This is a genomic window from Barnesiella sp. ET7 (assembly GCF_024733785.1).
In the GTDB taxonomy this organism is placed as follows: Bacteria; Bacteroidota; Bacteroidia; order Bacteroidales; family Barnesiellaceae; genus Barnesiella; species Barnesiella merdigallinarum.
This window is the reverse complement of the sequence record NZ_JANRHM010000002.1, coordinates 220,180-244,511: the sequence shown is the minus strand read 5'-3', so window position 1 is coordinate 244,511 and position 24,332 is coordinate 220,180. Positions and strand designations below refer to the sequence as shown.

The following is a 24,332-nucleotide window of genomic DNA, read 5'->3' as shown; positions in this document are numbered from 1 at the left end:
GAAGAGACAACCCTCCGGCTCTTTTTTTATGCCCTCCCCAATTCCCCGGAGGGCATGCCGAGTCATCCCGTACCCCCGATGCGCCCACTCGGTCATCCCGCGCTCCGACGCGGGATCCAGGGAATACCCGCCTTTTGTCATCCCGTACCATTGGTAAACTTATACCGCACTTTTTTATAATCTCCTTTTTAGTTTGCTCAATCGCCCCCGATGCGGTCACTCAGTCATCCCGCACTTTGATGCGGTTATCTGGTCATCCCGCACTTTGATGCGGGATCCAGAGAATACCGGCAAGTTTACTCGTAAGATTCTTTTTCCTGGACCCAGCATCGCTGTGCGGGGTGACACGGTTCTCGACGCGGAATCCAGGATATAGCCGTGGTTTATATCCAAAGAAAACAGTCAGCAGTACCGTCCGGGCCAGTAGGGACGCACGGCCCGTGCGTCCTGAATCTCCCCTTTTCTTTTCCCGCAAAAGAAAAGGGAAGCCAAAAGAAAGCTCCCGGCTGATGTCCGAAAGCTGAAAAATCGCCTCCGCGGTCCGGGGAAAAAGAACTCCCGGGCTCATTCCACATCGTTATTTATTCCACAGGCTTTACTGCTCCGGGCCCTTCGACTGATTCGCCCCGGCTCAAACATCTTTTTCCCGCGTTCGTCCCTCTCCGTCATTTTTCTTTCCGCTTTCTCCCATAGGCCGGAGGGCTGCGCGCTTCGGTCATGCCGCACTTGGATGCGGCATCTAGTCACACCGACAAGATTACCCGTAAGATTCACTTTCCTGGACCCCGCATCATGTGCGGGGTGACACTCTTGGTCATGCGCTCTGACGCTGTATCCATAAATATCTGGGGGGAGAGTTACTGTTGCTATTCCTCTTATGTCATGAACTGGTCCCCGCATCGAGTGCGGGGTGACACAAAAGAAGCGCCCCCCCTTTGCTCTTCTATCTTTTTTCTAATAGACCGACGGGTTGGCGCTGGTTAGTCGATTTTTGCGTGGGGATAGTTTGGTTTTATCATAATGTTGTGGGGTTGAAGGCTATTTACGAAGAAAAAATCAAAATCTTTTGTTTTTCAAATAAAAAGCGTGTACCTTTGCAGTCCGATTATTACCCAAATTTGAGAAAATTTGAATGGCAGTCGTTATTCCTTTGGCCGGGAATGTATGCACTGCTGTTATTTAAGTGTTTAATTATTAAAACAATAAACGGTGGATACTTTAAGTTATAAGACCATTTCTGCAAACAAAGAGACCGCTAAGAAAGAGTGGGTTGTAGTAGATGCAACCGACCAAGTTTTGGGTCGTCTGTGTGCAAAAGTTGCTAAGATATTGCGTGGTAAATACAAACCGTGCTATACTCCTCATGTAGATTGCGGTGATAACGTGATTATCATCAACGCTGACAAAGTGCAATTGACGGGTAAAAAATGGACTGATCGGGTTTATCTGAACTTTACGGGCTATCCCGGTGGTCAGAGAGAGCTCTCTCCTGCTGTTCTGATGAAAAAAGGAGAATCGAAATTATTCAAACGTGTGCTGAAAGGTATGCTTCCCAAAAACAAACTGGGCGCTCAACTGCTGAGAAATGTATATATCTATGCAGGTAGCGAGCATCCCCACGCTGCACAAACCCCCAAAACAATTGATATTAACACCCTTAAATAAGTAATATGGAAGTAGTTAATGCATTAGGCAGACGTAAAGCCGCAGTAGCACGAGTATTTGTGAGCGAAGGTACGGGTGTAGTAACCATAAACAAAAGAGAGTTGGCCGTTTACTTCCCCTCTTCGATACTTCAATACATTGTAAAGCAACCGCTCGAAAAACTGGGCGTTGCCGAGAAATATGATATCAAAGTAAACCTGAACGGTGGTGGTTTCAAAGGCCAGGCCGAGGCTCTGCGCTTGGCTATCTCGCGTGCTTTGGTAAAAATCAACCCCGAAGACAAGTCGGCCCTCAAAGCCGAAGGCTTCATGACTCGCGACCCGCGTGCTGTTGAGCGTAAGAAACCGGGACGTCCCAAAGCTCGTAAGAGATTCCAGTTCAGTAAACGTTAATATGCGACGGCCCTGTGCCGAAGATATATTTGTGTTTAGTATCCAAACCGCAAGGACTTTACCCTATTGTGGGGTAAGCTACCTTGAGGTTGTATAAGTAGAATGTAAACAAATTAAAATCAAACCAATGTCTATTACAACTTTTGACCAATTATTGGAAGCCGGTGTTCACTTCGGACACTTGAAAAGAAAATGGAATCCCGCTATGGCTCCTTACATCTTCATGGAGCGTAACGGTATCCACATCATCGACTTGTACAAAACCGTAGCCAAAATCGACGAGGCCGCTGCTGCCTTGAAATCGATTGCCAAATCGGGCAAGAAAATCCTGTTCGTAGCTACGAAGAAACAAGCTAAACAAGTGGTTGCCGACAAGGCTTCTGCCGTAAATATGCCGTATGTGATCGAGCGTTGGCCGGGTGGTATGTTGACCAACTTCCCCACAATCCGCAAGGCTGTGAAGAAGATGTCGACCATCGACAAGATGGAAAAAGACGGTACGTTTGACAACCTGTCGAAACGTGAGAAACTGCAAATCTCTCGTCAACGTGCCAAATTGGAGAAGACGCTGGGTAGCATTGCCGACCTGAACCGTCTGCCGTCGGCCCTGTTTGTTGTCGATGTTCTCAAAGAGCACATCGCCGTACGCGAGGCCAACCGTCTGGGTATCCCCGTATTTGCCATGGTCGATACCAACTCCAACCCCAATGACGTAGATTTCGTAATTCCTGCCAACGACGATGCTTCGAAATCGATCGAAGTTATCCTCGACGCCGTTTGCGGTGCTATTGCCGAGGGTCTGGAAGAGCGCAAAGCTATGAAAGAAGATGCTCCTGCCGAAGGCGAGGAGGCTCCTGTAAAGAAAGAGCGCAAAGCTCGTATCTCGCGCAAGAAAGCCGATGATGCCGAGGTTGCCGATGCCGAGGAAGCTCCTGAAGCCGAAGCTAAAGAAGTAGAAGAATAAAAATAATCAAAAGACAAAGAGTGAAGTCAAAGAACCGACTCCACTCTTTGTTTGTTTCTAATTTAAAGAATAGGAGATTAAGTATATGGCTGTTACAATGGCTGAAATCAGCAAGCTGCGTAAACTGACGGGTGCCGGTATGATGGATTGCAAAAATGCATTGACCGAGACCAACGGTGATATTGAAGCTGCAAAAGAGATTATTCGTAAAAAAGGTCAGGCCGTCGCTGCAAAACGCGAAGACCGCGAAGCCTCTGAAGGTTGTGTTTTGGCTGCCGCTAAAGGCGATTTCGCTGCTATCGTTGCCTTGAAGTGCGAAACGGACTTCGTGGCTAAGAACGAATCGTTCGTAGAGTTGACCCGTGCTATCCTCAACGCTGCCATCGATGCAAAAGCTGCCAATATGGACGCTGTAAAGGCTTTGGAAATCAACGGTACTCCCGTTGCCAACCTGATTGTTGACGAGATTGGTAAAACGGGCGAGAAGATGGAACTCGGTTACTACGAGGCTATCTCGGCTCCCTATACCACGGCATACGTTCACCCGGGTAACAAACTGGCTACCATCGTAGGTTTCAATTTGGCCGATACCGACTATCAAGTTGCTCACGACGTAGCCATGCAGGCTGCCGCTATGAGTCCTCTGGCTGTTCGTCGCGAGGATGTTCCTGCCGACGTGGTAGCTAAAGAGCTCGAAATCGCTAAAGAGAAAGCTCGTCAAGAGGGTAAGAAGGAAGAGATGCTCGACAAGATTGCTCAAGGTCGTCTGAACAAATTCTATCAAGAGGTTTGTCTACTCGAGCAATCGTTCGTAAAAGATCCGAAGCACAACATTCAACAATATCTCCAAACCAGCAACAAAGAGCTTACGGCTGTTGCCTTCAAGCGTGTTACTCTGAACGAGGAGTAATCAAGAGATAGGGTTACCGAATATAGAAAACGCCACATCATGCGATGTGGCGTTTTTTTGTATTTGAATTTCGAATCGATTGCATCGACAAACAAGTTGGCGTACTATCGCACCACCACCTTCACGGTACTGGTCGGTGTCGATACCAGGTAGAAGCCCGCAGGGAGTGGCAGGGAACCGTGGCCGGCGATATGTTGCTCGCTTACGAGAGTGCCGTCGAGGGTATGGATGCGGAGGTTGACAGGCTGTGAGGCTTCGAAACAGAGAGTGCCTTGGGTACCCCACAGGCGAGTTGTGGCCTCGGTAGAGGTAGCTGTAACGGCCGACAGGGTGTAGTAGTCGCTGATGTGTATGTTGTCGATGTCTATGCCGTTGGCCGACGGGTCGGTCTTGGCAATCTTGATGCGCCAGGTGCCGGGGCGCATAATCTTGAACTGGTATTCGGTGAGTTCTTTTTCAATGGCAATGCCGGTTTGCACGGTCTCCCAGCTTTCTCCTTGGTCGTTGGAGAGGAAGATGCCGAACGAGGCGGCTCCTTTGTCCTCTTTGTAGCGGGCAGCCCACAGTCGTATGTAGCCTATGCCGTCGGGTTTGTCGTCGAGCATGCAGATATAGCCCGGTTCGCCGCTGGTCGATTGGGTGAGGCGCAGGTGAGCAGCGGCGTTGTCCCACTTCATGTCGTTGGAACTGTCGCCGTAGGTAGCACCCGCAAATTCCCATCGGCAGGTCTCGCTGCTGGTGTAGGTGCCGCCGCTGTACATTTGCTCTCCGGCGGGAGTATAGGCTTTTTTCGTCTCGAAAGTCTCGTAGAAATTCCAGTATTGCGACTCGTCGTCGAGCGGTTCGGCCGGGGCAATCCAGTCGGTAAGGTTCTTGATGCCCGGCAGTGTGAAGTAGTCGGTGAGCGTACCTTTCACGGTGAGCTGCTTGCGCCAGTATTGCGGGTTTTCGTCGAGGTTGTAGTTGTCGACATAGTCTTTTATCTGTACGGGCATCATTCGGCTCAGGTCCATCTCGTCTACATCGTCGGCAATCAGGTAGGCCGAAGTACCGTCGAAGGGCGGAGCCAGGTAGTAGAAATGCTTGTTGTTGGAGTAGTCGCGATATTCGCCTACGATATATCCGCTCACGTAGTAGCTTTTCTGGTTGTTTTTCTTGACGAGGGCCTGCGATACGGTGAGGGGCGATTGGGCCGAACTGCCGTCACCGGCCATAACCGGGAGGATAGAAACGAGTAAGATGATAAACGATAATAGACGAAGTTTCATGGGAAATCGAGTTTTGGTTTAGGTGGGGCAAAGGTACGAAAACCCCTCGATTCCGGCGCAAAAGGTTTAAAACAAAAAAAATTGATTGTCATCACGACAACCAATCTTTGTTAACCTTAATTCTAATACCATGAAAAACACATTGCAAATGTACGCATATAATTTTATATGCAAGCAAAAAGTAGAAAAAAATCGCTGGTATTTAACATTATTTTTACAATCAGGGGTTTTTGTGGCAATATGACAGGCGATTGTTACAAACGTGTTACAAAATGCTTTGCTCTTTGTACTCTTTCGAGCTAAAATTTTGCATAAAAAGATGACCCATTACCCTCTAATATTGTTATGATGTTGTATAGTCATTCATTCAAAAAAGAGTCTTATGAAGAAAATCTTGTGCAGTTTTATGGTTTTGTTCGCTTGGGTAGCGATGAGTTCTTGCGACGATGACAAGCGGGTAGACTATCAGCATCTGCCGGCTGCCATTCACCAGTTTGTCGACAATTACTTTGCCGATGTGCAGGTGCTCAAGGCCGAAGAGGAGGACGATGAGCCCCGCTATAAATTGTGGTTGAGCAACGGTTTTGAGTTGAAGTTTTACCGCGACGGCGGTTGGCAAGAGGTCGACGGCAATCTGCAGGTGTTGCCTTCGGCGTTGCAGATAGGCATCCTGCCGGGCAATCTGCTCACCTATACGGCTACGCAGTACCCCGATGCCGGCATCGTAGAGGTGTCGCGCTACAGTTGGGGATACCAGATTGAACTGAATACGGCGCCCGTCACCGAAGTGAAGTTCAACAACGACGGCGAGGTGACCACGACCGGCGGAGGGCGTTGATCCCCTCTCTTTCGGGCAATTCCTTCGCAGGTTTACCGTTTGCGTCGATAAGTGACAAAGGTGTAGGGGTAGGCGTGCCGTTCGTCGGCAGGCATCTCCTGCACCTCTTCTTTTGTCCAGAGGGCCTCGTCGATTGGGGGGAAGAAGGTATCGGCGTCGGCAAAGGTGTGGTGTATGTGGGTGATGTAGAGGGTGTCGGCCCGATTGATCGTCTCGTTGTAGAGGGTGGCCCCGCCGATGATGAAGATACGTTCGTCGGGCGACAGGGAAGCCACCTCGTCGAGGCTGTGCACCACCTCGACCCCCGGCCACGAGAGCTCGGGATTGTGGGTGAGCACGATGTTGCGTCGGTTGGGCAGAGCCCCTTTGGGCAGCGATTCGAAGGTGCGGCGCCCCATCACCACGGTGTGGCCCGAGGTGAGGTTTTTGAAATGTTTCAGGTCGTTGGGCAGATGGCACAGCAACTGCTGGTTGCGACCGATGGCACCGTTGTCGGCTACGGCGGCGATGAGGGCTATCGGGGTCATGGGCGTCATACAGATACTTTTCCCGCAATGTGGGGGTGCGGATTATAATCGGTGAGTTCGAAATCTTCGTATTTGAAATCAAAAATGCTCTTCACGTCGGGGTTCAGCTTCATCTTGGGGAGCGGACGCGGCTCGCGGGTGAGCTGCTCGTGTACCTGCTCGAGGTGGTTGTTGTAGATGTGGGCATCGCCCAGCGTGTGGACAAACTCGCCCGGCTCGAGCCCCGTAACCTGGGCTACCATCAGAAGCAGCAGGGCATACGAGGCGATGTTGAAGGGTACACCCAGGAAGATGTCGGCGCTGCGCTGGTAGAGTTGCAGGCTCAGTTTGCCGCCGGCCACGTAGAACTGGAAGAAGGCGTGGCAGGGGGGCAGATTCATCTGGGGCAGGTCGGCCACGTTCCAGGCGCTCACGATGATGCGTCGCGAGTCGGGATTGTGCTTGATGGTCTCGATGGCCTCGGTTATCTGGTCGATGTGCCCGCCGTTATAGTCGGGCCACGAACGCCACTGGTAGCCGTAGATGTGGCCCAGGTCGCCGTTCGCGTCGGCCCATTCGTTCCAGATGCGTACGCCGTGTTCCTGCAGATATTTCACGTTGGTATCGCCTTTGAGAAACCACAGCAGTTCGTAAATAATCGACTTGAGGTGTAGTTTCTTGGTGGTGAGCAGGGGGAACCCGTCGTGCAGGTCGAATCGCATCTGGTAGCCGAATACGCTATGGGTGCCGGTGCCGGTGCGGTCCTCCTTGAGCAGGCCGTGGTCGAGCACATGTTGCAGTAGGTCGAGGTATTGTTTCATGTCGTGTATCTATGCTTATTTGATTTGCAGCAAGCGGCTGAAGCCGAGGCACGAGATGGAGAATCCCAGTTTGCAGCCCCGAATCATGTCGCCTTGTATGGCATTGAAATTCTTGAATTGTTCGCGGTTGATAAAGATTTTGGTCCGAATCGACGCAGTGAATATCTCGCGGTGTCCGCGCCAGAACGAGGGAACCATCGATATGGTGTTGGAGAAGCGGTAGTCGAAGCAGATGCCCGCCGTCCAGTTGAAGTTGGCGTAGGCCAGTGTAGCCCGTTCGTTGCTGCCTTCGGGGATTTTCACCTGATCGGAGTAGCCCGACCAGATGCAGCCGGCGTAGGGCATGAGGGCGAAGTATTTGGTCGAAATCAGTTGCTGGCCCAGACTGAGCGAAATCGAGGTGTAGGAGTTGTGTCCGTTGCGCAGCCACACGTCGTGGATGTTGCCCTTTTGTACCCGTATGTCGCGACGCGTGCGGGCCATACCGGCCGAGAAGTCGCACAACAGGTGGGTATTGATGTAGCCCAGGTCGAAGCCGAAGTGTATCTGCCAGGCGGGGTCCCAATAGTGTTCGATGTCGCCCACGGGCCACGATGCTCCCGTACCCAGGTAGAAGCCGTAGCCGAACCGGCGGGGCGAGATGCGAGGTATCGACGGGGCGGGATTCTCGATGAGCTCTTTGGTTACGTAAAACTCCCACTCTTGCAGTTTCTCCTCGTTTTGTCCGTGCTCGGTCTCCTCTTCGGCCTTCTGGCTTTGCTCCTTGTAGAGGTCCATATACTGGCGGGTGCGGTTGTCGGCCTCAATGCCCACCACGCCCAGGTTCAGCTCGGTCTGCAACCGGCGGCGATAAAACTCGAGCAGGTCGTATTTGAGCTGGAAGAAACGCAGTTGATTGTCGGTGCGCATCGTCGAGTCGGCAAAGGAGTGCCGACGGTCGAAACAGGCTTGGGCCTCGTTGCGTACCGTGCTGGTGTTTCCGTCGCGGTTTTTGGTCTTCTCGATGCGCAGGAAGGCGGTGAAAGCCGCGGGTACGCTTTTGAGACTGAGCGTATCCTGAAAGTCGTCCCAGGTCAGCTTGCCCTCGTTCCAGAACTTATAGTCGGCAAATTCTTCGGCCCGGGTGTATGCCGGGAGCAAGAGCGCTATCAAAAGGAGAATCAAAAACCGTTTCATAGGAGTAGAATTTATTGATTAAAGAGATTCGAGTATGCGTTTCAAAACGACCTCGGCCGAGATTTCGCGGTTGGCCGCTTCGGGGATAACCAGCGACTGAGGGCTCTCGATGACGTCGTCGGTCACGATCATGTTGCGCCGCACCGGCAGGCAGTGCATGAAGTAGGCATGGTTCGTGAGGGCCATCTTTTCTCTGTCGACCGTCCAACTGCGGTCGGTGCTCAGCACCTCGCCGTAGTGCGGGTCGGCATAGGCCGCCCAGTTTTTGGCGTAGATGAAGTCGGCTCCTTCGAAGGCTTTGCGCTGGTCATACTCCACGCGGGCCTTCCCCACGAAGCGCGGGTCGAGTTCGTATCCCTTGGGATGGGTGATGACAAACTCGTAGTCGGTCTCGTTCATCCACTCGGCAAACGAGTTAGGTACCGCTTGCGGTAGCGCCTTGGGGTGAGGCGCCCAGGTCAGTACCACCTTGGGGCGTTCGGTCTGCTTGTGCTCCTCGATGGTGATGAGGTCGGCAAAGCTCTGCAACGGGTGGCGGGTAGCCGCCTCCATGCTGAAGACGGGGCGTCCCGAGTATTGGATAAACTGGTTGAGAATCTTCTCTTCGTAGTCGTCGCGCTTGTTTTCGAAGCGGGCAAAGGAGCGTACCCCGATGACGTCGCAGTAGCAGCCCATCACGGGGATAGCCTCGAGCAGATGCTCGGGTTTGTCGCCGTCCATCACCACGCCGCGTTCGGTCTCGAGCTTCCAGGCGCCCTGGTTCACGTCGAGCACCATCACGTTCATGCCCAGATTCATCGCAGCCTTCTGGGTACTCAACCGGGTGCGGAGGCTCGAGTTGAAGAAGATCATCATCAGGGTCTTGTCCTGTCCCAGGTGTTTGTAGGCGAAGCGGTTGGCCTTTACTTCGAGGGCCTCGCGGACGGCGGCTTTCAAGTCGCCTATGTCGTGTACGTTGGTGAAGTGTCTCATAATCGTAGTTTATTCGCGGGTTTGTCCGTTGCCGGAAATGATGTATTTATAGGTCGTCAGCTCGGGCAGCGCCATGGGCCCCCGGGCGTGCAGTTTCTGGGTGCTGATGCCTATCTCGGCGCCGAAGCCGAATTGACCGCCGTCGGTGAAGGCCGTGGATACGTTGGTGTAGACGCAGGCGGCATCGACCTGCCGGGTAAAGCGGCGCTTGTGTTCCTCGTCCTCGGTTACGATACACTCGCTGTGTTTCGACGAGTAGCGGGCAATGTGTGCCAGAGCTTCGTCGAACGAGGCGACGGTCTTGATGGCCATTTTGTAATCGAGAAATTCGGTGCCGAAGCTCTCGGCCGTAGCCGGTTGCAACAGTTCGTCGGGGTATCGTCCGGCGAGGGCCTCGTAGGCTTGTGGGTCGGCATAGATGATGACGTGCTTCTCGGCCAGCGGAGCGCAGAGTGCGGGCAGGTCGGTCAGCCGTTTTTGATGGACGATGAGGCAGTCGAGGGCGTTGCACACACTCACCCGGCGGGTCTTGGCGTTGCACACGATGCGGCGTCCCTTCTCCAGGTCGCCCGCCTCGTCGAAGTAGGTGTGGCATATCCCTGCTCCGGTCTCGATGACCGGCACGAGGGCATGCTCGCGCACATAGTTGATAAGTCGGCTGCTGCCCCGGGGAATAACCAGGTCTACTTTACCCACAGCTGTTAACAACTGGTCGGTATAACGGTGGTCGTTGGGCAGTAAAACGGCTGTATTAGAGTCTATTCCATGACTTATCAACACCCTGTTGATAATGTTGATAAGTGCGGTGTTGGAGTCGTGGGCGTCGCTGCCACCCTTCAGGACGCAGACGTTTCCCGACTTCATGCAGAGGGCGAAGACGTCGAACGTCACGTTGGGCCGGGCCTCGTAGATGATGCCGATGACGCCGAACGGAACGGACACCTTGTCGATGTGCATGCCGTTGGGCCGGTCGTACGAGGCCAGCGTGCGTCCCAGCGGCGAGGGCAGCGAGGCCACGCGTCGCATATCGGCAGTGATGCCTGCCAGCCGTTCGCGGGTCAGCATCAGCCGGTCGTACTTGGGGTCACTCTCCGACATCCGTTCCAGATCGCGGCGGTTTGCCTGCAGAATGTAGTCGACCTGCCGGTCGGCCTCGTCGGCCACGGCACAGAGCACACGGGCTATCGTGGCATCGTCGATGAGGTTCAGCTTGTTGGCGGCCACCCGGGCATTGTCGAGAATATGTGACAGATCGGTAGTCATGGCTGTGATATGTGTATTTGAACAAAAGTAATCTTTTTTTTCGAGTACGGGAATAAGATTGCCGTTAAAGTTGCTCGAGGTAGAGATAATCGCAGTGGACGAGCGGTCGGGCTCCCTGCTTGCCGATGAGCTGGCGGGCCGACTCGCTGTCGAACGCGACACGTCCCACCCCTATGGTGTGGCCGTCAGCATCGACAATGCGCACGATGTCGTCGCGCTCGAAGTCGCCTTCGACCCGGGTCACCCCGATGGGCAGAATGCTGGTCGCCTGTTGTGAGTGAATGGCCTCGACGGCCCCCGCGTTGAGGTGCAGCCGCCCTTTGGCAAACCCCTCGGAGTGGGCTATCCACCGCTTGATGCTCGAGATGGGCGTGGGCGAGGGGATGAATCGGGTGCACACCTCGGTGCTCCCCTCACACAGCAGGAGGGGCAGGATGTTCTCGCGCTTGCCGTTGGCGATGATTACCTCGATACCCTCGTCGGCTACCTTGCGGGCAATGTGGCTTTTGGTCGTCATGCCGCCCCGCCCGAACGACGAGCGGCCCGACTGGATGTATTGCGACAGCTCCTCGCCCGGTCGCACCTCGGTGATGACCCGGCTGCCCGGCTCGCCCGGTGTGCCGTTGTAGATGCCATCGATGTTGCTGAGGATGACGAGCGTCTCGACGTCCATCATGGCCGAGATGAGCCCCGACAGTTCGTCGTTGTCGGTAAACATGAGTTCGGTCACCGATATGGTGTCGTTCTCGTTGACGATGGGGATGACGCGGTTTTCGAGCATCACCTCCATGCACTGCTTTTGGGTGAGGTACTGTTGCCGGGTCGAGAAGTTCTCCTTGGTGGTGAGCACCTGTCCGCAGGCGATGTGATGCTCGCGGAAGAGCTCGTAGTAGCGGTTGATGAGCTTTGCCTGCCCCACGGCCGAGAAGAGCTGCCGGGCCGATACCGAGTCGAGCTTGCGGTCGATGTGCAGCTCGCTGCGGCCCGAGGCCACGGCCCCCGACGAGACGACAATCACCTCGAGGCCGGCCTTGTGCAGGTCGGCAATCTGGTCGGTGAGGGCCGACATGCGGGTGATGTCGAGCGTGCCGTCGGGTCGGGTGAGCACGTTGCTGCCTATCTTCACGGCAATGCGTTTGCGGTTGTACCTCATGGCTGTATGGCAAATTGTTGTACGGTCTCGATATAGCTCTTCCACTCGGGGTCGCTCTCGGCTCCTATCCGTATGGGCAGGGGCGGATAGTGGGCGAAGGTCTCTTCGACGATGCGGCCGAACTCCTCGGCCGACGTGCCGTAGTATTCGTAACGGGCAGCCCGGTTGCCGATGAAGATGGCGGTGAGTATGGCCGCCTCTTCATCTTCGAGCTTCTGGCGCAACTGCTCGTTGAGCAGGTCGAGCCCCCGGGTCTCCTTGTCGGTCGGCAGCCCCTTGCCGTCGCCGCCGTATGGCCACACGAGGGCGATGCGGGTGGTATACCGCCCCGACTGCCTGAGGGCGTCGAGAAACAGCCGGCCCCGTACGATGAGGGGCATCCCCTCGCTTTCGGCATCGGCCACGAACCATTCGTTGCTTGCTTGCATGGTCTCGGTTTTTATGGGGTTATTGAGCTTTTTCCTTATTGTCCTTGTCGCGAATCTCTACCCGGCGTATCTTGCCGCTGATGGTCTTGGGCAATTCGTCGACAAACTCGATCACACGGGGATACTTGTAGGGAGCGGTCACCCGTTTTACGTGGTCTTGTATCTCCTTGACAAGGGCCTCGCCGGCCTTCCCCTTATAGGCGGCCGAGAGCACGATGGTGGCCTTGACTACCTGTCCGCGTATCTCGTCGGGTACACCGGTGACGGCGCACTCCACTACGGCGGGGTGAGTCATCAGGGCACTCTCTACCTCGAACGGGCCGATGCGGTAGCCCGACGATTTGATAACATCGTCGGCACGGCCTACGAACCAGAAGTAGCCGTCCTCGTCGCGCCAGGCCACGTCGCCCGTGTAGTAGATGTTGTCGTGATAGACCTCGCGAGTTTTTTCGGGGTCGCGGTAATACTCCTTGAAGAGGCCCAGCGGCTTGCCGTGGTCGGTACGGATAACGATTTGTCCCTGCTCGCCATCCTCGGCGGGGCGACCGTCGGCCGTGAGCAGGTCGATGTCGTACTGCGGGTTGCGTATGCCCATCGAGCCCGGTTTGGGTTCTACCCAGGGGTAGGTGGCAATGGTAAGGGTGGTCTCGGTCTGGCCGAATCCCTCCATCAGCTTGATGCCCGTGAGGCGCAGCCACTCTTCGTATACCTTGGGGTTGAGGGCTTCGCCGGCGATGGTGCAGTATTGCAGCGACGAGAGGTCGTATTTCGTAAGGTCTTCGCGGATGAGGAAGCGGAAGACGGTGGGCGGCGCGCAGAACGAGGTGATGTGGTAGTTGTGTATCATGTCGAGCACGTCGGCCGGTTTGAACTTCTCGAAATCATAGACGAAGACGTTGGCTCCGGCAATCCACTGTCCGTAGAGCTTGCCCCACACGGCCTTGCCCCAACCCGTATCGGCCAGGGTGAGGTGCAGGCTGCCTTCGTGCAGGTTGTGCCAGAAGGAGCCGGTGATGATGTGACCCAGCGGATAGGTGAAGTCGTGGGCTACCATTTTGGGTTCGCCGGTGGTTCCCGAGGTGAAGTAGAGCAGCGAGATGTCGTCGTTGCTGTTGGGGTGCTCGGGGCGCACGAAGGGGGCAGCCGCCTCGATACCCTTGTGGAAGTCGTCCCACCCTTCGGGGATAATCGGGCCTATCGAGATGCGGTGCTGCAACGAGGGCGAAGCAGGAAGTGCCCGGTCGATATGGCCGAGTACAATCTCGTCGCCGCAGGCTACGATGGCCTTGATGTCGGCGGCGTTGCAACGGTAGATGATGTCTTTTTCGGTCAACAGGTGGGTAGCCGGTATACACACCGCACCCAGCTTGTGGAGGGCGATAATCGAGAACCAAAACTCGAAACGGCGTTTGAGGATGAGCATCACCATGTCGCCGTGGCCGATGCCCAGCGATTGGAAGTAGGCGGCCGTTTTGTCGCTCTCGCGTTTGATGTCGGCAAAGGTAAAGTCGATGCGTTCGCCCCGGTCGTTGGTCCAGAGCAGGGCCTGCTTGTCGGGCTCGATGCGGGCCCATTCGTCTACGACGTCATACCCGAAGTTGAAATTCTCGGGTACCTTTACCTTGAAATTCTGCATGAAGTCTTCCTGCGATGAGAAAGAGGTCTTATCTAAAAAGCGTTCTAACATAATCGTGTATATGAGAGAGGAATGTCCCCTTCGATTTCGTTTTGATGTTTATAAATAAATAGGTCGTTTCGTGGACCGTCAGAAGATGATGGCCAGAAACTTGACCGGCTTTTCGCCAATAGCTTTCATGCCGTGTGGCCGGGTGGAGTCGAAAATAATGCTGTCGCCCTCGTGGAGTACCAGCTCTTTTTCACCGATGCGCAGGTGCATGCTCCCCTCCATCACGATGTTGAACTCCTGTCCCGGGTGGGTGTTGAGGGTGAAAGGCGCTTCGGGAGCCGTAGGCTCTACGGTCACCATGAAGGGGTCGGCCTTGCGGTTGGCAAACCCGGCTGCCAGCGACTGGTACTTGTAGGCTTTGGTGCGCTCGATGGCTACCCCTTTGTCTTTACGGGTGAGGAAATAGGCGTTCATGCGGGGCTCGTATCCAAACATGAGTGCCGGCAATTCCACGCCGTAGTGGCGGGCTATCTGGTGCAGAAAACTCACGGGAATATCTTTTTCGCCCGACTCGTAACCGCGGTAGGTCTCCACGTCGACGTGGCAGGCGGCGGCTATCTCTTCGGGCGTGAGGTCGAGTGCATCTCGCAGCCCTACCAGCCGTTCGGCTATCTGTTTTATCTCTTCGCTCATAGTGCAAATGTTTAAAAGAGGATTAAATAACTCTTACAAAATTAGCAAAATGAGAGAGCAAAAAAGAAAAATGCAACAAAAAATAGAAAAGACGATTCTATTTTGTAACTTTTATTAAGAAAAGGTATACAAGGTAATAACCCGGGTTGCGCATTTGCAAAACCGGTGTGCAGGTTCTACTCCTGAGGCTCGGCCTGGGGTACATACTGGTAGGCTCCGATGTCGACCCGGTCGGTACGAAGGTTGCCATACATGTCTTTGTCGAGGGGGGGTACGGCAAATGCCGGGTCGCCCTTGCCGATAGCCTGCGACTCTTCGGAGCCCAGCTCGTAGTTGTAGTAGTAATGCTCTTCGCCGGTGGCCTTGAAGAGAGGCATGCCGCCCCACACGGTGTTGATGAAGTTGTCGTCGTCGGTACCCATGGAGTTGAAGAGGCACGAGCGGAAGAAGACGTGGCTGCCCATGAAGTCGATGCCCGACACCTCGGAGGTCTTGCCGCAGAGAATCGAGTTGTTGAAGCTGGCCCGCAGCAGGGGCAGACCGCCGTCGATTGAGTCGGCTGCGGCGCAGTAGTTCACCGTGACGATGGGCGAGGAGATGACGTCGTAGAAGTAGTAGTTGACGATGGTGCAGTGGGTGAAGTCGGCTATGCCGCCCGTGAGCGAGAGTACAGCCCCGGCAGCATCGGACAGCTCGCTGTTCCAGCAGTAGAGGCGGCTGTAGTTCGAGGTGATGAGGTTGCCCGACGAGTTGCGTATGCGCGAGTTGGCAATCTCGAGGCGCATCTCTTCAGTGGCACACGAGTCGAGCACGATGCCCGAACTCATGCCCCTCACATAGGCATGGGAGATGACATTGCCCGTGCTTTCGGGGTAGAAGTGTATGCCGCCCCACTGTCCGCCCAGATTGTCGTAGGGCAGGTCGGCAAAGAGGCGGTCGAGCCGGTCGCCCCGTATCTGTATGGGAGCCTGCTGAGTACCCTCGGCCTGCAGGCGTCCCTGCACCAGCAGCGAGGCCCGGTTGTGGAAGTGCAGCCGGGTGCCCGGGTCGAGTTGCAGCGTGGCACCGGGAGCCACCACCAGACTGTCGTAGATGAGGTAGGGGCGGTCGGCCGTGAGCCGGGTGTCGGTAGTGAGGGTCTCACCCCGCTTGATGATGACGTCCTGTCCGTAGGCGGTGAGCTTCACATCCTGCTGCACGCCGTTGGTGAGGAAGACGATGGAGTCGACGATAAAGATGGGGTTGTCCTGGTTGGTGGGGTCAATGTTGGCCTCGACAAAGACATAGAGGCTGTCCTTGCCTCGGATTTCGACATCGGTAAAGTAGTCGCCCGACATGCCGTCGACATTGATGTGGAATCCCGAGTGTTCGGCGTCGGCCAGCTTGATGCTCGAGATGTTGAGCGATTTCTTGTTGGGGTTGTAGATGCGGAACGAGCGGGTCGAGGTACCTATCGTGGTGAATACGGTGTCGAAGGCGACCGTGTCGGTCGAGAACGCAAGCACGTGCGACGGGCTCGTGGTGAAGTCGTCGTCGATGCAGCCGGTCAGCAGCATGGCCGCCAGCAGGCATAACGAAGTGATGGCAACGGTTATCGCTCTCATAGTATTATAAAAACGGGCTTTGTGCGGCTTTATTGCAGGGGCCGGCCTATTTCTTTGAATGGCTCCTGTTTTCGGCCGCAGGCAAAATTCAAATTCGGAAACTTGGTTTCCTGCTGTTTTTTCGCTATATTTACCACATGGATATTTCTGTTTCGAAACAGAGGGGATAAGGGAAAAATCATTTCTATTTTACGGACTGGTTGCACAAGGAGCATAGGAGATAACAGGCTTTGGTAAGAAGGGGCGCGAGACGCTCCGCTGTGGCATTCGGTGTGTGGCTGCAAGGGGGAATCGGGGAGAGGACGAAACGGATAGCCAGTGTAAAATGTAAAACGAATATGTGATGAAAAGTGTATGTTATGGAGCGACCGATGTGGGGCGTTGTCGACAGAATAACGAGGATACCTATCTTCTTCAGCCTGTGGGTGACGACAGTCATCTGTTGGCTGTCGTGGTCGATGGCCTGGGTGGGCACGAAGGGGGCGAAATAGCCGCAGCTCTGGCCGCCAAGTGTATGGTAGACTATCTGGAGGGGCTGTCGGTCGAGGAGTTGGGACTCGATGCATTGAAGCAATCGGTGATATATGCCAATAATTCGATTGTGTCGCAACAGGTCAATCCCCGGTGGTATAACATGGGGTGTGTGCTTACGGCCCTCCTGTTCGACTTCGGGCAGGCGGTCGCCTACCTGTGCCATGTGGGGGATACTCGTTGTTACCAATTCAGAGAGGGGGCATTGACCAAACTGTCGCGTGACCATTCGCTGGTGGGTATCGAGGAGGACGAGGGCCGTCTGACCGAAGAGGAGGCCATGCACCACCCCCGGCGCAATGTGATTACGCGGGCCTTGGGACAGGGGCGGCTGGACTGGACGACCGACTACTTCTGGACCTCCACTATTCCCGTAGAGCCGGACGCGCAATATCTGCTCTGTTCCGACGGGCTGTACGACATGCTCCCTACCAGGGCCATCGCACAGGTGCTTGCCGAACAGCCCACCGCGAAGCAGCGGGTCGAGACCCTGATACGGCAGGCCAACGAGGCCGGCGGGAAGGACAACGTCACCGTGGTTCTGGTAGAGACTCGCCCGTGAGGCGAGGATGGATGCTTGCCGAAACTTGTACATTGTATATCCATGTTCCCGCAATCAGATAACCGGCACGTCCTGCCCGAGAGTTCTCTTTTTCATATCTGCGGGTGTTTTGTTTGTGTTGTTGCAAAAGAGCACTATTTTTGTAGAAGATAATTCTAAAAACAGAGATTATGCTACTGACGACAACGCCCACGGTAGAGGGGCGGCGAATTGTGACCTATTACGGGGTGGTAACCGGCGAGACCATTATCGGTGCCAATGTGATGCGTGACTTCCTGGCCGGCATACGCGACTTTTTCGGCGGCCGCTCGGGCGCCTATGAAGAGGTGCTGCGCGAGGCCAAGAACACGGCGCTCGAGGAGATGTCGCGCGAGGCGCAGAGACTGGGAGCCAATGCCGTGGTGGGTATCGACCTCGACTACGAAACGGTGGGCGGTTCGGGCAGCATGCTGATGGTGACGTGCAGCGGTACGGCCGTGCGCATCGAGTAGAAACAATTATGCTATCGGTTTGTCTATGAAATACTATCTGATTGCCGGTGAGGCTTCGGGCGACTTGCATGCCTCGAACTTGATGAAGGCGTTGAAGCGGGAGGACCCCGCCGCCGAGTTCCGTTACTTCGGGGGCGACCTCATGGCCGCTTGCGGGGGTACGCTGGTGAAGCACTACCGCGACATGGCCTACATGGGTTTTATCCCGGTGCTGATGAATCTCGACAAGGTACTGGCCAACATGCGCCTGTGCAAACAGGATATTGCCGCCTGGCGTCCCGATGTGGTGATTCTGGTCGACTACCCGGGTTTCAACCTGAAGATTGCCAAGTATGTAAAGACTCACTTGAATATCCCTGTCTATTACTATATCTCACCCAAGATATGGGCCTGGAAGGAGTGGCGGGTGAAGAGCATCCGCCGCTATGTCGACCGGCTCTACTCCATCTTGCCCTTCGAGGTCGATTTCTATGCCCGCCACCACTATGCGGTGGAGTATGTGGGCAACCCCACGGTCGACGAGCTGGCGGCTCGTCCTCAGGCCGACGAGACGTTCGACGACTTTGTGACCGAGTGCGGGCTGGAGCGCAAACCCATTATCGCCTTGCTGGCCGGTAGTCGGGTCTCTGAAATCAAGGACAACCTGCCTATGATGATCGAGGCGGCCGAGGCTTATCCCGAATACCAGCTGGTGGTGGCGGGGGCTCCCGGTATCGCACCCGAGCTGTATGCGCCCTATGTGCAGGGTCATCGGGTGAAGGTGGTGCAGGGCAAGACCTACCGGCTGTTGCAACAGAGCCGGGCGGCACTGGTCACCTCGGGCACGGCTACGCTCGAGACCGCCTTGCTGCGGGTGCCGCAGGTGGTCTGCTATTGGGTAGGTGGCGGCAAACTGTTCTACAAGACGTTCGAGAAGATTTTGCGGGTGCCCTACGTGTCGCTGGTCAACCTCATTGCCGATGCTCCCGTGGTGTGCGAGCTGCTGGGCTACCGGGCTACGGTCGAGAATCTGCGTCGCGAGTTGGCTTGCCTGTTCGACGAAGAGAATCGCGAGCGCATGCTGGCCGGCTACGATCTGGTGGCCCGTCGGTTGGGTGCGCCGGGTGCGCCCGAGCAGGCTGCCCGCTCCATGGTCTCGGCTCTGCGAGGCTAAATCAATCTTGTTTTTTCAGCCCTTCGATGAGGGCGTCAAAGGTGGTGAACGGCTGCACTCCGGCAGCGGTGCGCAGGGTGAGCGTGTGCGCGTCGCTTACCGTCAGGCGGGGGAGTGAAGAGGTGTCTTCGTCGGGAGCGATGCGGCAGCCGTAGCTGTTGCGGTTGAGGGCGTTGACCGTCCAGTGGAGCAGGGTCTCGTCGGATGCTTCGACCACAATCTCCTTTTCCCATTGTACCGAGGGGTAGTAACTGCCGTGCGCGCGGTCGAAGCAGATGTCGCGGCGGTCGAACAGCGTATCGAGATCGCCGTTGAGGATGAGGTCTTCGGTCACGCCGCTGCACAGGCCTTGCCCCTTGCGCAGCAGCCACAGCCGGTCGGCCAGCACAAGCGCCTGCTCGATGTCGTGGGTCGACAGCAGTATTGCCTTGTGTTGCGAGGTGGCGATGCGGTGCAGCAGGGTCATGGTCTCGATGCGGCTCACGGCGTCGAGAAAGGCGGTGGGCTCGTCGAGAATCACCAGCGGGCACTCCTGGGCCAGCACCTTGGCAATCATCGCTTTTTGTCTTTCACCGTCGGAGAGTTGCGCCATGTAGGTGTCGGCTTTGTGGGCGATGCCTGCGGCCTCGATGGCCTCGTCGACCACCTGGCGGTCGTGGCGGTCGAGCCGTCCGAAGAATCCGGTGTGAGGCTGCCGCCCCAGCGATACCATTTCGTAGACGGTGAGTCCGCCGGTCTGGGTCTTGTCGGTAAGCACCACCCCGATGAGGCGCGAGAGTTCCCGCTCCGAGAAGGTCGACAGGTCGCGCCCCTCGAGCGTTATCGTGCCGGCGAGAGGCGGTTGTGCCGCGGCCAGGGTGCGCAGCAGCGTCGACTTGCCCGACCCGTTGGCTCCCAGCAGGCAGGTGAGTTCGCCCCGATACAGCGCGAAGGAGAGGTCGTGGTGAATCTGCTTCACCCCGCGGTGTCCCGTTCGGTAGCCGATGCTCAACGCTTGAGCCGATAGTATGGCGGTCGTGCTCTCCATCAGTTGAAATATTGTATTTTACGTTGGTTGATAATCACATAGATGATGACCGGGGCCCCCAGCACCGGCGTAATGGCGTTGATGGGCAGGATGCCCGACTCGCCGGGCAGGATGCAGATGAGGTTGCACAGCAGCGTGGTGACGGCCCCGCAGAGCAGCGTGACGGGCAGCAGGGTGTTGTGGTTCGAGGTGCCCAGCAGCAGGCGGGCGATGTGCGGCACGGCCAGCCCGATGAACGAGATGGGCCCGCAGAAGGCGGTGGTCGATGCTGTGAGCAGTCCCGTGACGATGAGCAGCAGGTTGCGGGTGAGCTTGATGTTCACCCCCAGGTTGGCGGCGTAGCGGTCGCCCAGCAGCAGGGCGTTGAGCGGTTTGATGAGTAGGATGGCGATGGCCAGCCCCACCCCCACCGAGAGGGCGAAGTAGGGCAGTTGTTCGCCGGTGACGCCGCTGAAGTTGCCCATGCCCCAGATGGTGTAGGAGTGTACCCCCTCGGCTGTGGAGAAGTAGTTGAGCAGCGAGATGACCGACGAGGTGACGTATCCCACCATGATGCCCACGATGAGCAGCATGATGTTGTTTTTGACCAGAGTCGAAAAGAAGAGTATCGTGCCCAGCACGATGATGGAACCGACGAAGGCCCCCGCGATGATGGCGGTAAAGCCCGTGAGGGTAGTCGATTGGGTGAGCCCCAGGCTTCCTCCGAAGAGGAGCATGACCAGTGCCACGCCCAGACTGGCCCCCGTGTCGATGCCCAGTATCGAGGGCCCCGCCAGCGGGTTGTTGAAGGCCGTTTGCAGCAGCAGGCCCGCCACGGCCAGCGCGGCTCCCGAGAGCAGGGCGGCCACCATTTGCGGCAGGCGCGACTCGAGTACGATGAAGCGCCACACCTCTTTTTCGCTCTCCCGGCCGCAGAGAATATCCCACACCGCCGAGGCCGGTATCTGCACCGACCCGAACCACAGGTTGGCGGCACACAGGACGACCAGCAGTACGATGAGCAGCCCGATGAGGCGCTTGGCACGTGAGGTATGGCGAGGCTTGTTCATTCGGCTAAGGGTTGGAAGTAACGAAGTTGATAGTGGGGGAAGCGGTCGGGGTGGAAGAGGGCCGCCAGCTCCTGCAAAAGCAGGTCGGGACGGAAGGGTGTCTCTTCGTAGTAGTTGCATTCGGCCGTGTTGCACCCGTAGATATTATGATTGCGGAAGGCCTTGAAACGGGCATAGGGGGCATACTCCTTCTGCAGGGCGCGGTAGGAGAGTTGTCCCACGTTGAACGACTTGATGAGCCAGAAGTCGGCCTCGCCCGCCCGGTTGAATACCGTTTCGAACGAGAGGGGGATGGAGCCCGACTCGCCGTTGTCGCTCCAGGGGTACGCGCCGCCGGCGTCGGCAAAGAGGCGCGCCATGTAGCTTTTGCCGCCCGGCATGTACCAGGCCGAGCCGCTTTTCAGTTCGCTGATGACCATCGGTCTCGAGCCGCTTTGTTCCAGTTGCTCCTTCAGGGCGTTGTATCGCTGTTCGATTTGGGCAAAGAGCGAATCGGCCTCGGCCTCTTTTCCGTAGAGCAGCCCCAGCAGCTTTATCCACTCGGCGCGGCCCAGCGGAGAAGTTTCCAGATAGTCGGCACACTCGATGATGGGGATGCCCATCTTGCCGATGCGTCCATAGCCCGCATTTTCGAAGGGCGAGAGCAGAATGGCGTCGGGCGAGAGTTCCATCACCCGCTCGATGTCGGGGCTCATGGAGTTGCCGGCGTCGACCAGTTTGCCCTGGCTGGTCCGGTCGAGCAGGGCCGGAGTCTTGATGTAGGCGAGGTCGCACACACCGCCTATCCGGTCGAGCGCACCCAGCAGCTCGAGGGCACTGGCGTGAACCGACGAGTAGACCAGTGTCTTTTCGAGGGGAGTCCTCACCACCGTACCTTGCGGCAGGTTGGCGGGCAGGGCCCTGTCGCGGGGCACGAGCAGATAGCGGTGCAGCAGCCGGGTGGTGTCCCAGGGGTTGGCCACGGCCACGTCGGTAAAGCCGTTGTGACGGGTAATCGACAGCAGGTCGGCGTAGTGGACGAGAGTATCGTTGGCCGCCTCCCCGCCCGACTTTTGAGTCTTGGGGTTGTGGCACTGCACCGTGAGGAGCAGCAGGGTGGCGAGAGAAATCAGTCGAAACAGTCGGTTCATGGCGGGTATCGGTTTTTAACGGGGTTGATAACCTATGTATTTGCCGGTAAGGCCGTTGCTCATCAGGTATTGAGCCGTTTGCAATATCGAGAAGGAGTAGTCGCGCAGCGATTGGCGGGCCGCCGGGTCGGCTATGTCGCCGCTCTGTTCGATGGCCTGTTTGTGGGCGAGCAGCCACTCCTGGTTATCCTTGGGTTTATAGATGTAGAAGAGCGAATCGTTCACGCAGCCTACGGCATCGTCGGAGGTGAAGACCACCGCCGGACGCTTCTCGCGCAGCAGGTCTACGCCGAAACCGTTGTTGACGTAGTCGATTTGCAGCAGCCCCAGCAGCGTAGGAGCTATGTCGGTCTGTCCGCCCAGGTCGTCGATCTGGCGCGGCTCGATGGTCGAGGGGGCATAGATGAGCAGCGGCACGTGGTTGAAACTGAGGGGCATGTCGCTGCGAGGTGTCCCTACCAGCTTCCCGTGGTCGCCCACAAAGACAAAGATGGTGTTGTCGAACCACTCCTCCCGGCTGGCCTGGGTGATGAACTGCTCCAGAGCGTGGTCGGCAAACTCGACGATGCGCAGCTCGTCGGTGTTGTTGCGGGCCTTGAAATCTTTGGGCACCACATAGGGCGGGTGGTTGCTGATGCTCAGCAGGGCGGCAAAGAAGGGTTTACCCTCGCGGGCCGTCTGGGTGAGTACCGGCAGGGCATACTGGTAGAGGAAGTCGTCCTGCACGCCGAAGCTGTTGACCACCTTCTCCTTGGGATAATCTTCCTGGGCAAAGATGCGGTCGAAGCCGTTGGTGCGCAGGTAGCCGTTCATGTTGTCGTATTGCGACTCGTGCGTCATGAAGAAGAGGGTGCTGTATCCGTTGTCCTGCAGGATGGTGGGCAATCCGGCAAAGAAGGGGATGACGGCCCCCTTCATCGAGTTGCGTTTCATCAGAGCCGGGTAGGAGTACAGCGTGGAGTGGATGGCGTGGTTGGTGTGCGTGCCGGCCGAGAAAAATCGGTTGAAGCAGAGCGATTTCGTAGCGATGGTGTCGAGGAAGGGGGTCAGCTGCCACGGATTGCCGAAGTGCCCCATCAGCTCGGCCGACATCGATTCCATGAAGATGAGCACCACATTCTGGCGGGTCGGTTCGCCCGGGTTCTCTACCCGGCGGGCGATGGGCGACACCTCGGGCAGCGAGTCGGCGATGTGGTATTCCCGGCGCACGCGGGCGATGGCCTCCTGGTCGTCCATGAGCTCAATCTCGCGGTTCTCCGATTTCGAAGCCTCCAGCGAGCTGCGCAGCAGATTGAAGGCCGGGCTCACACCCAACTGATTCAAAAACGTATTGTTGCAATAGTAGGCCGCACTCACCTTGATGGGGTTGTAGCCCACCCGGCCCCGGATGCCGAACATGCAGCCGCCTATCAGCACGATAGAGCCCAGCAGCATGAGCAGCTCGTTGGGCCAGTGAAATTTCTCGTCCGATACCCGATGGATGTCGAGGCAGGTGCGTTGCCGCAACCAGCGGAGCAGAAAGACAAAGAGAATCGAGAGGGCGAGGAAGAGCACGAAGGCGACGATGTAGGAAAACTCGCCGAACATCAGCCCCAACGTGGTACCCGCGTAGCCGAACCAGTTGAATATCGAGGCGTTAATATGCTTGAAGAAGTAGGCAAAGTAGGGTATGTCGGCCGCCGATATGGCAAAGGCCAGCACGTAGAAGAGGGAGAAGAAGATGCCCACGCCCCGGAACAGCGCCTTCCCGTAGTACCCCAGCAGGGCACATATCGATACCACCGTGAGCGGCAGTATCATGATGTAGCAGGCCACCACGTTGTCGAGCCACACGCCCCGGGCGAAAGCCTCGGCACGGGTGAGTACCGACAGGTTTTCACCCGCCAGGTAGTCGTAGCCTTGCATGAACAATATCAGGCGGAACGCGGCAAAGAAAAGAAGCCCCAGCAGATGTATCGAAACCAGATAGCGCAGGGCGTACAAATATCGTTTCATCGGTCGTATTGCTTAAACAACGCTGTAAAGATAGTGAAAGGAGAAAGCCGAGGCAAATGAAAACGGAAATTCCTGTGGTTTGTGCCGCCCCCGCACTGGCTGCAGAGCCAGCTT

Annotated in this window: 23 protein-coding genes; 8 read left to right on the top strand and 15 right to left on the bottom strand. The window is 56.5% G+C overall.

What is annotated here, in order from left to right; genetic code table 11:
- Positions 1 to 1,209 precede the first annotated feature (1,209 nt).
- The 4 genes from rplM to tsf all read left to right on the top strand — a co-directional run bounded on the left by rplM (position 1,210) and on the right by tsf (position 3,931).
- Positions 1,210 to 1,665 carry a 50S ribosomal protein L13 gene (gene rplM / locus NW211_RS02430; RefSeq protein ID WP_087409122.1) on the top strand — a complete coding sequence of 152 codons (456 nt, stop codon included), beginning with the start codon at positions 1,210 to 1,212 and terminating at the stop codon, positions 1,663 to 1,665.
- A gap of 5 nt (positions 1,666 to 1,670) precedes the next feature.
- Positions 1,671 to 2,057, top strand: a complete 387-nt coding sequence (rpsI, locus tag NW211_RS02425) for a 30S ribosomal protein S9 (RefSeq protein WP_087409121.1) — start codon at positions 1,671 to 1,673, stop codon at positions 2,055 to 2,057.
- Between the two features lie 127 nt (positions 2,058 to 2,184).
- Complete coding sequence (rpsB, locus tag NW211_RS02420) at positions 2,185 to 3,021, top strand: 30S ribosomal protein S2 (protein WP_087409120.1); 837 nt, start codon at positions 2,185 to 2,187, stop codon at positions 3,019 to 3,021.
- Between the two features lie 85 nt (positions 3,022 to 3,106).
- Positions 3,107 to 3,931, top strand: coding sequence for a translation elongation factor Ts (tsf, locus tag NW211_RS02415; RefSeq protein WP_087409119.1), 825 nt, complete (start codon positions 3,107 to 3,109; stop codon positions 3,929 to 3,931).
- Positions 3,932 to 4,035: 104 nt separating this feature from the next.
- On the opposite strand, the gene NW211_RS02410 is transcribed toward tsf, so the two are convergent.
- Positions 4,036 to 5,199: a DUF6359 domain-containing protein gene (locus tag NW211_RS02410; protein WP_258326802.1), complete on the bottom strand. Its 1,164-nt coding sequence runs from the start codon at positions 5,197 to 5,199 to the stop codon at positions 4,036 to 4,038.
- Positions 5,200 to 5,581: 382 nt separating this feature from the next.
- Between NW211_RS02410 and NW211_RS02405 the strand changes: the two genes are divergently transcribed.
- Positions 5,582 to 6,037: a PepSY-like domain-containing protein gene (locus tag NW211_RS02405; protein WP_258326800.1), complete on the top strand. Its 456-nt coding sequence runs from the start codon at positions 5,582 to 5,584 to the stop codon at positions 6,035 to 6,037.
- A gap of 32 nt (positions 6,038 to 6,069) precedes the next feature.
- On the opposite strand, the gene NW211_RS02400 is transcribed toward NW211_RS02405, so the two are convergent.
- The 10 genes from NW211_RS02400 to NW211_RS02355 all read right to left on the bottom strand — a co-directional run bounded on the left by NW211_RS02400 (position 6,070) and on the right by NW211_RS02355 (position 16,280).
- Positions 6,070 to 6,564 (bottom strand): dihydrofolate reductase, encoded by a 495-nt coding sequence (locus NW211_RS02400; protein WP_258326806.1) that lies wholly within the window; start codon positions 6,562 to 6,564, stop codon positions 6,070 to 6,072.
- Between the two features lie 5 nt (positions 6,565 to 6,569).
- Entirely contained in the window at positions 6,570 to 7,364 is a 795-nt protein-coding gene (locus tag NW211_RS02395; protein WP_258326799.1) for a thymidylate synthase, read from the bottom strand.
- 15 nt (positions 7,365 to 7,379) lie between these two features.
- The gene (locus NW211_RS02390; RefSeq protein ID WP_258326798.1) at positions 7,380 to 8,540 is read right to left on the bottom strand and encodes a hypothetical protein; all 1,161 of its coding nucleotides are present in this window, start codon (positions 8,538 to 8,540) and stop codon (positions 7,380 to 7,382) included.
- Between the two features lie 18 nt (positions 8,541 to 8,558).
- Positions 8,559 to 9,512, bottom strand: coding sequence for an N-acetylornithine carbamoyltransferase (locus tag NW211_RS02385; RefSeq protein WP_258326797.1), 954 nt, complete (start codon positions 9,510 to 9,512; stop codon positions 8,559 to 8,561).
- Positions 9,513 to 9,521: 9 nt separating this feature from the next.
- Positions 9,522 to 10,775 (bottom strand): glutamate-5-semialdehyde dehydrogenase, encoded by a 1,254-nt coding sequence (locus NW211_RS02380; RefSeq protein ID WP_258326796.1) that lies wholly within the window; start codon positions 10,773 to 10,775, stop codon positions 9,522 to 9,524.
- 64 nt (positions 10,776 to 10,839) lie between these two features.
- Positions 10,840 to 11,928: a glutamate 5-kinase gene (gene proB, locus NW211_RS02375; protein ID WP_258326795.1), complete on the bottom strand. Its 1,089-nt coding sequence runs from the start codon at positions 11,926 to 11,928 to the stop codon at positions 10,840 to 10,842.
- Positions 11,925 to 12,356 carry a DUF695 domain-containing protein gene (locus NW211_RS02370; RefSeq protein WP_258326794.1) on the bottom strand — a complete coding sequence of 144 codons (432 nt, stop codon included), beginning with the start codon at positions 12,354 to 12,356 and terminating at the stop codon, positions 11,925 to 11,927. Before NW211_RS02370 ends, proB begins: the two co-directional genes overlap by 4 nt.
- Positions 12,357 to 12,375: 19 nt before the next feature.
- Positions 12,376 to 14,043, bottom strand: a complete 1,668-nt coding sequence (locus NW211_RS02365; RefSeq protein WP_258326793.1) for an AMP-binding protein — start codon at positions 14,041 to 14,043, stop codon at positions 12,376 to 12,378.
- Between the two features lie 78 nt (positions 14,044 to 14,121).
- Positions 14,122 to 14,676, bottom strand: coding sequence for a helix-turn-helix domain-containing protein (locus NW211_RS02360; protein ID WP_087409109.1), 555 nt, complete (start codon positions 14,674 to 14,676; stop codon positions 14,122 to 14,124).
- Positions 14,677 to 14,852: 176 nt separating this feature from the next.
- The gene (locus NW211_RS02355) at positions 14,853 to 16,280 is read right to left on the bottom strand and encodes a hypothetical protein (protein WP_258326792.1); all 1,428 of its coding nucleotides are present in this window, start codon (positions 16,278 to 16,280) and stop codon (positions 14,853 to 14,855) included.
- 343 nt (positions 16,281 to 16,623) lie between these two features.
- Between NW211_RS02355 and NW211_RS02350 the strand changes: the two genes are divergently transcribed.
- The 3 genes from NW211_RS02350 to lpxB all read left to right on the top strand — a co-directional run bounded on the left by NW211_RS02350 (position 16,624) and on the right by lpxB (position 19,017).
- Positions 16,624 to 17,373 (top strand): PP2C family serine/threonine-protein phosphatase, encoded by a 750-nt coding sequence (locus tag NW211_RS02350; protein WP_258326791.1) that lies wholly within the window; start codon positions 16,624 to 16,626, stop codon positions 17,371 to 17,373.
- Positions 17,374 to 17,543: 170 nt separating this feature from the next.
- Entirely contained in the window at positions 17,544 to 17,864 is a 321-nt protein-coding gene (locus NW211_RS02345) for a heavy metal-binding domain-containing protein (RefSeq protein WP_087409106.1), read from the top strand.
- A 25-nt stretch (positions 17,865 to 17,889) separates the two neighbouring features.
- Entirely contained in the window at positions 17,890 to 19,017 is a 1,128-nt protein-coding gene (gene lpxB / locus NW211_RS02340) for a lipid-A-disaccharide synthase (RefSeq protein WP_258326790.1), read from the top strand.
- Between the two features lies 1 nt (position 19,018).
- Here the strand turns inward: lpxB and NW211_RS02335 are convergent, their stop codons facing one another.
- From NW211_RS02335 to NW211_RS02320, 4 genes are read right to left on the bottom strand one after another with little or no spacing between them, the layout of a single operon-like run.
- A complete protein-coding gene (locus NW211_RS02335) occupies positions 19,019 to 20,044 on the bottom strand; it encodes an ABC transporter ATP-binding protein (RefSeq protein WP_258326789.1) in 1,026 nt (341 codons plus the stop codon).
- A complete protein-coding gene (locus tag NW211_RS02330) occupies positions 20,044 to 21,093 on the bottom strand; it encodes an iron ABC transporter permease (protein ID WP_258326788.1) in 1,050 nt (349 codons plus the stop codon). The genes NW211_RS02335 and NW211_RS02330 overlap by 1 nt, the downstream gene beginning before the upstream one ends.
- Positions 21,090 to 22,223 carry an ABC transporter substrate-binding protein gene (locus NW211_RS02325; RefSeq protein ID WP_258326787.1) on the bottom strand — a complete coding sequence of 378 codons (1,134 nt, stop codon included), beginning with the start codon at positions 22,221 to 22,223 and terminating at the stop codon, positions 21,090 to 21,092. The genes NW211_RS02330 and NW211_RS02325 overlap by 4 nt, the downstream gene beginning before the upstream one ends.
- A gap of 15 nt (positions 22,224 to 22,238) precedes the next feature.
- Positions 22,239 to 24,218 (bottom strand): LTA synthase family protein, encoded by a 1,980-nt coding sequence (locus tag NW211_RS02320; RefSeq protein WP_258326786.1) that lies wholly within the window; start codon positions 24,216 to 24,218, stop codon positions 22,239 to 22,241.
- Positions 24,219 to 24,332: the final 114 nt, after the last annotated feature.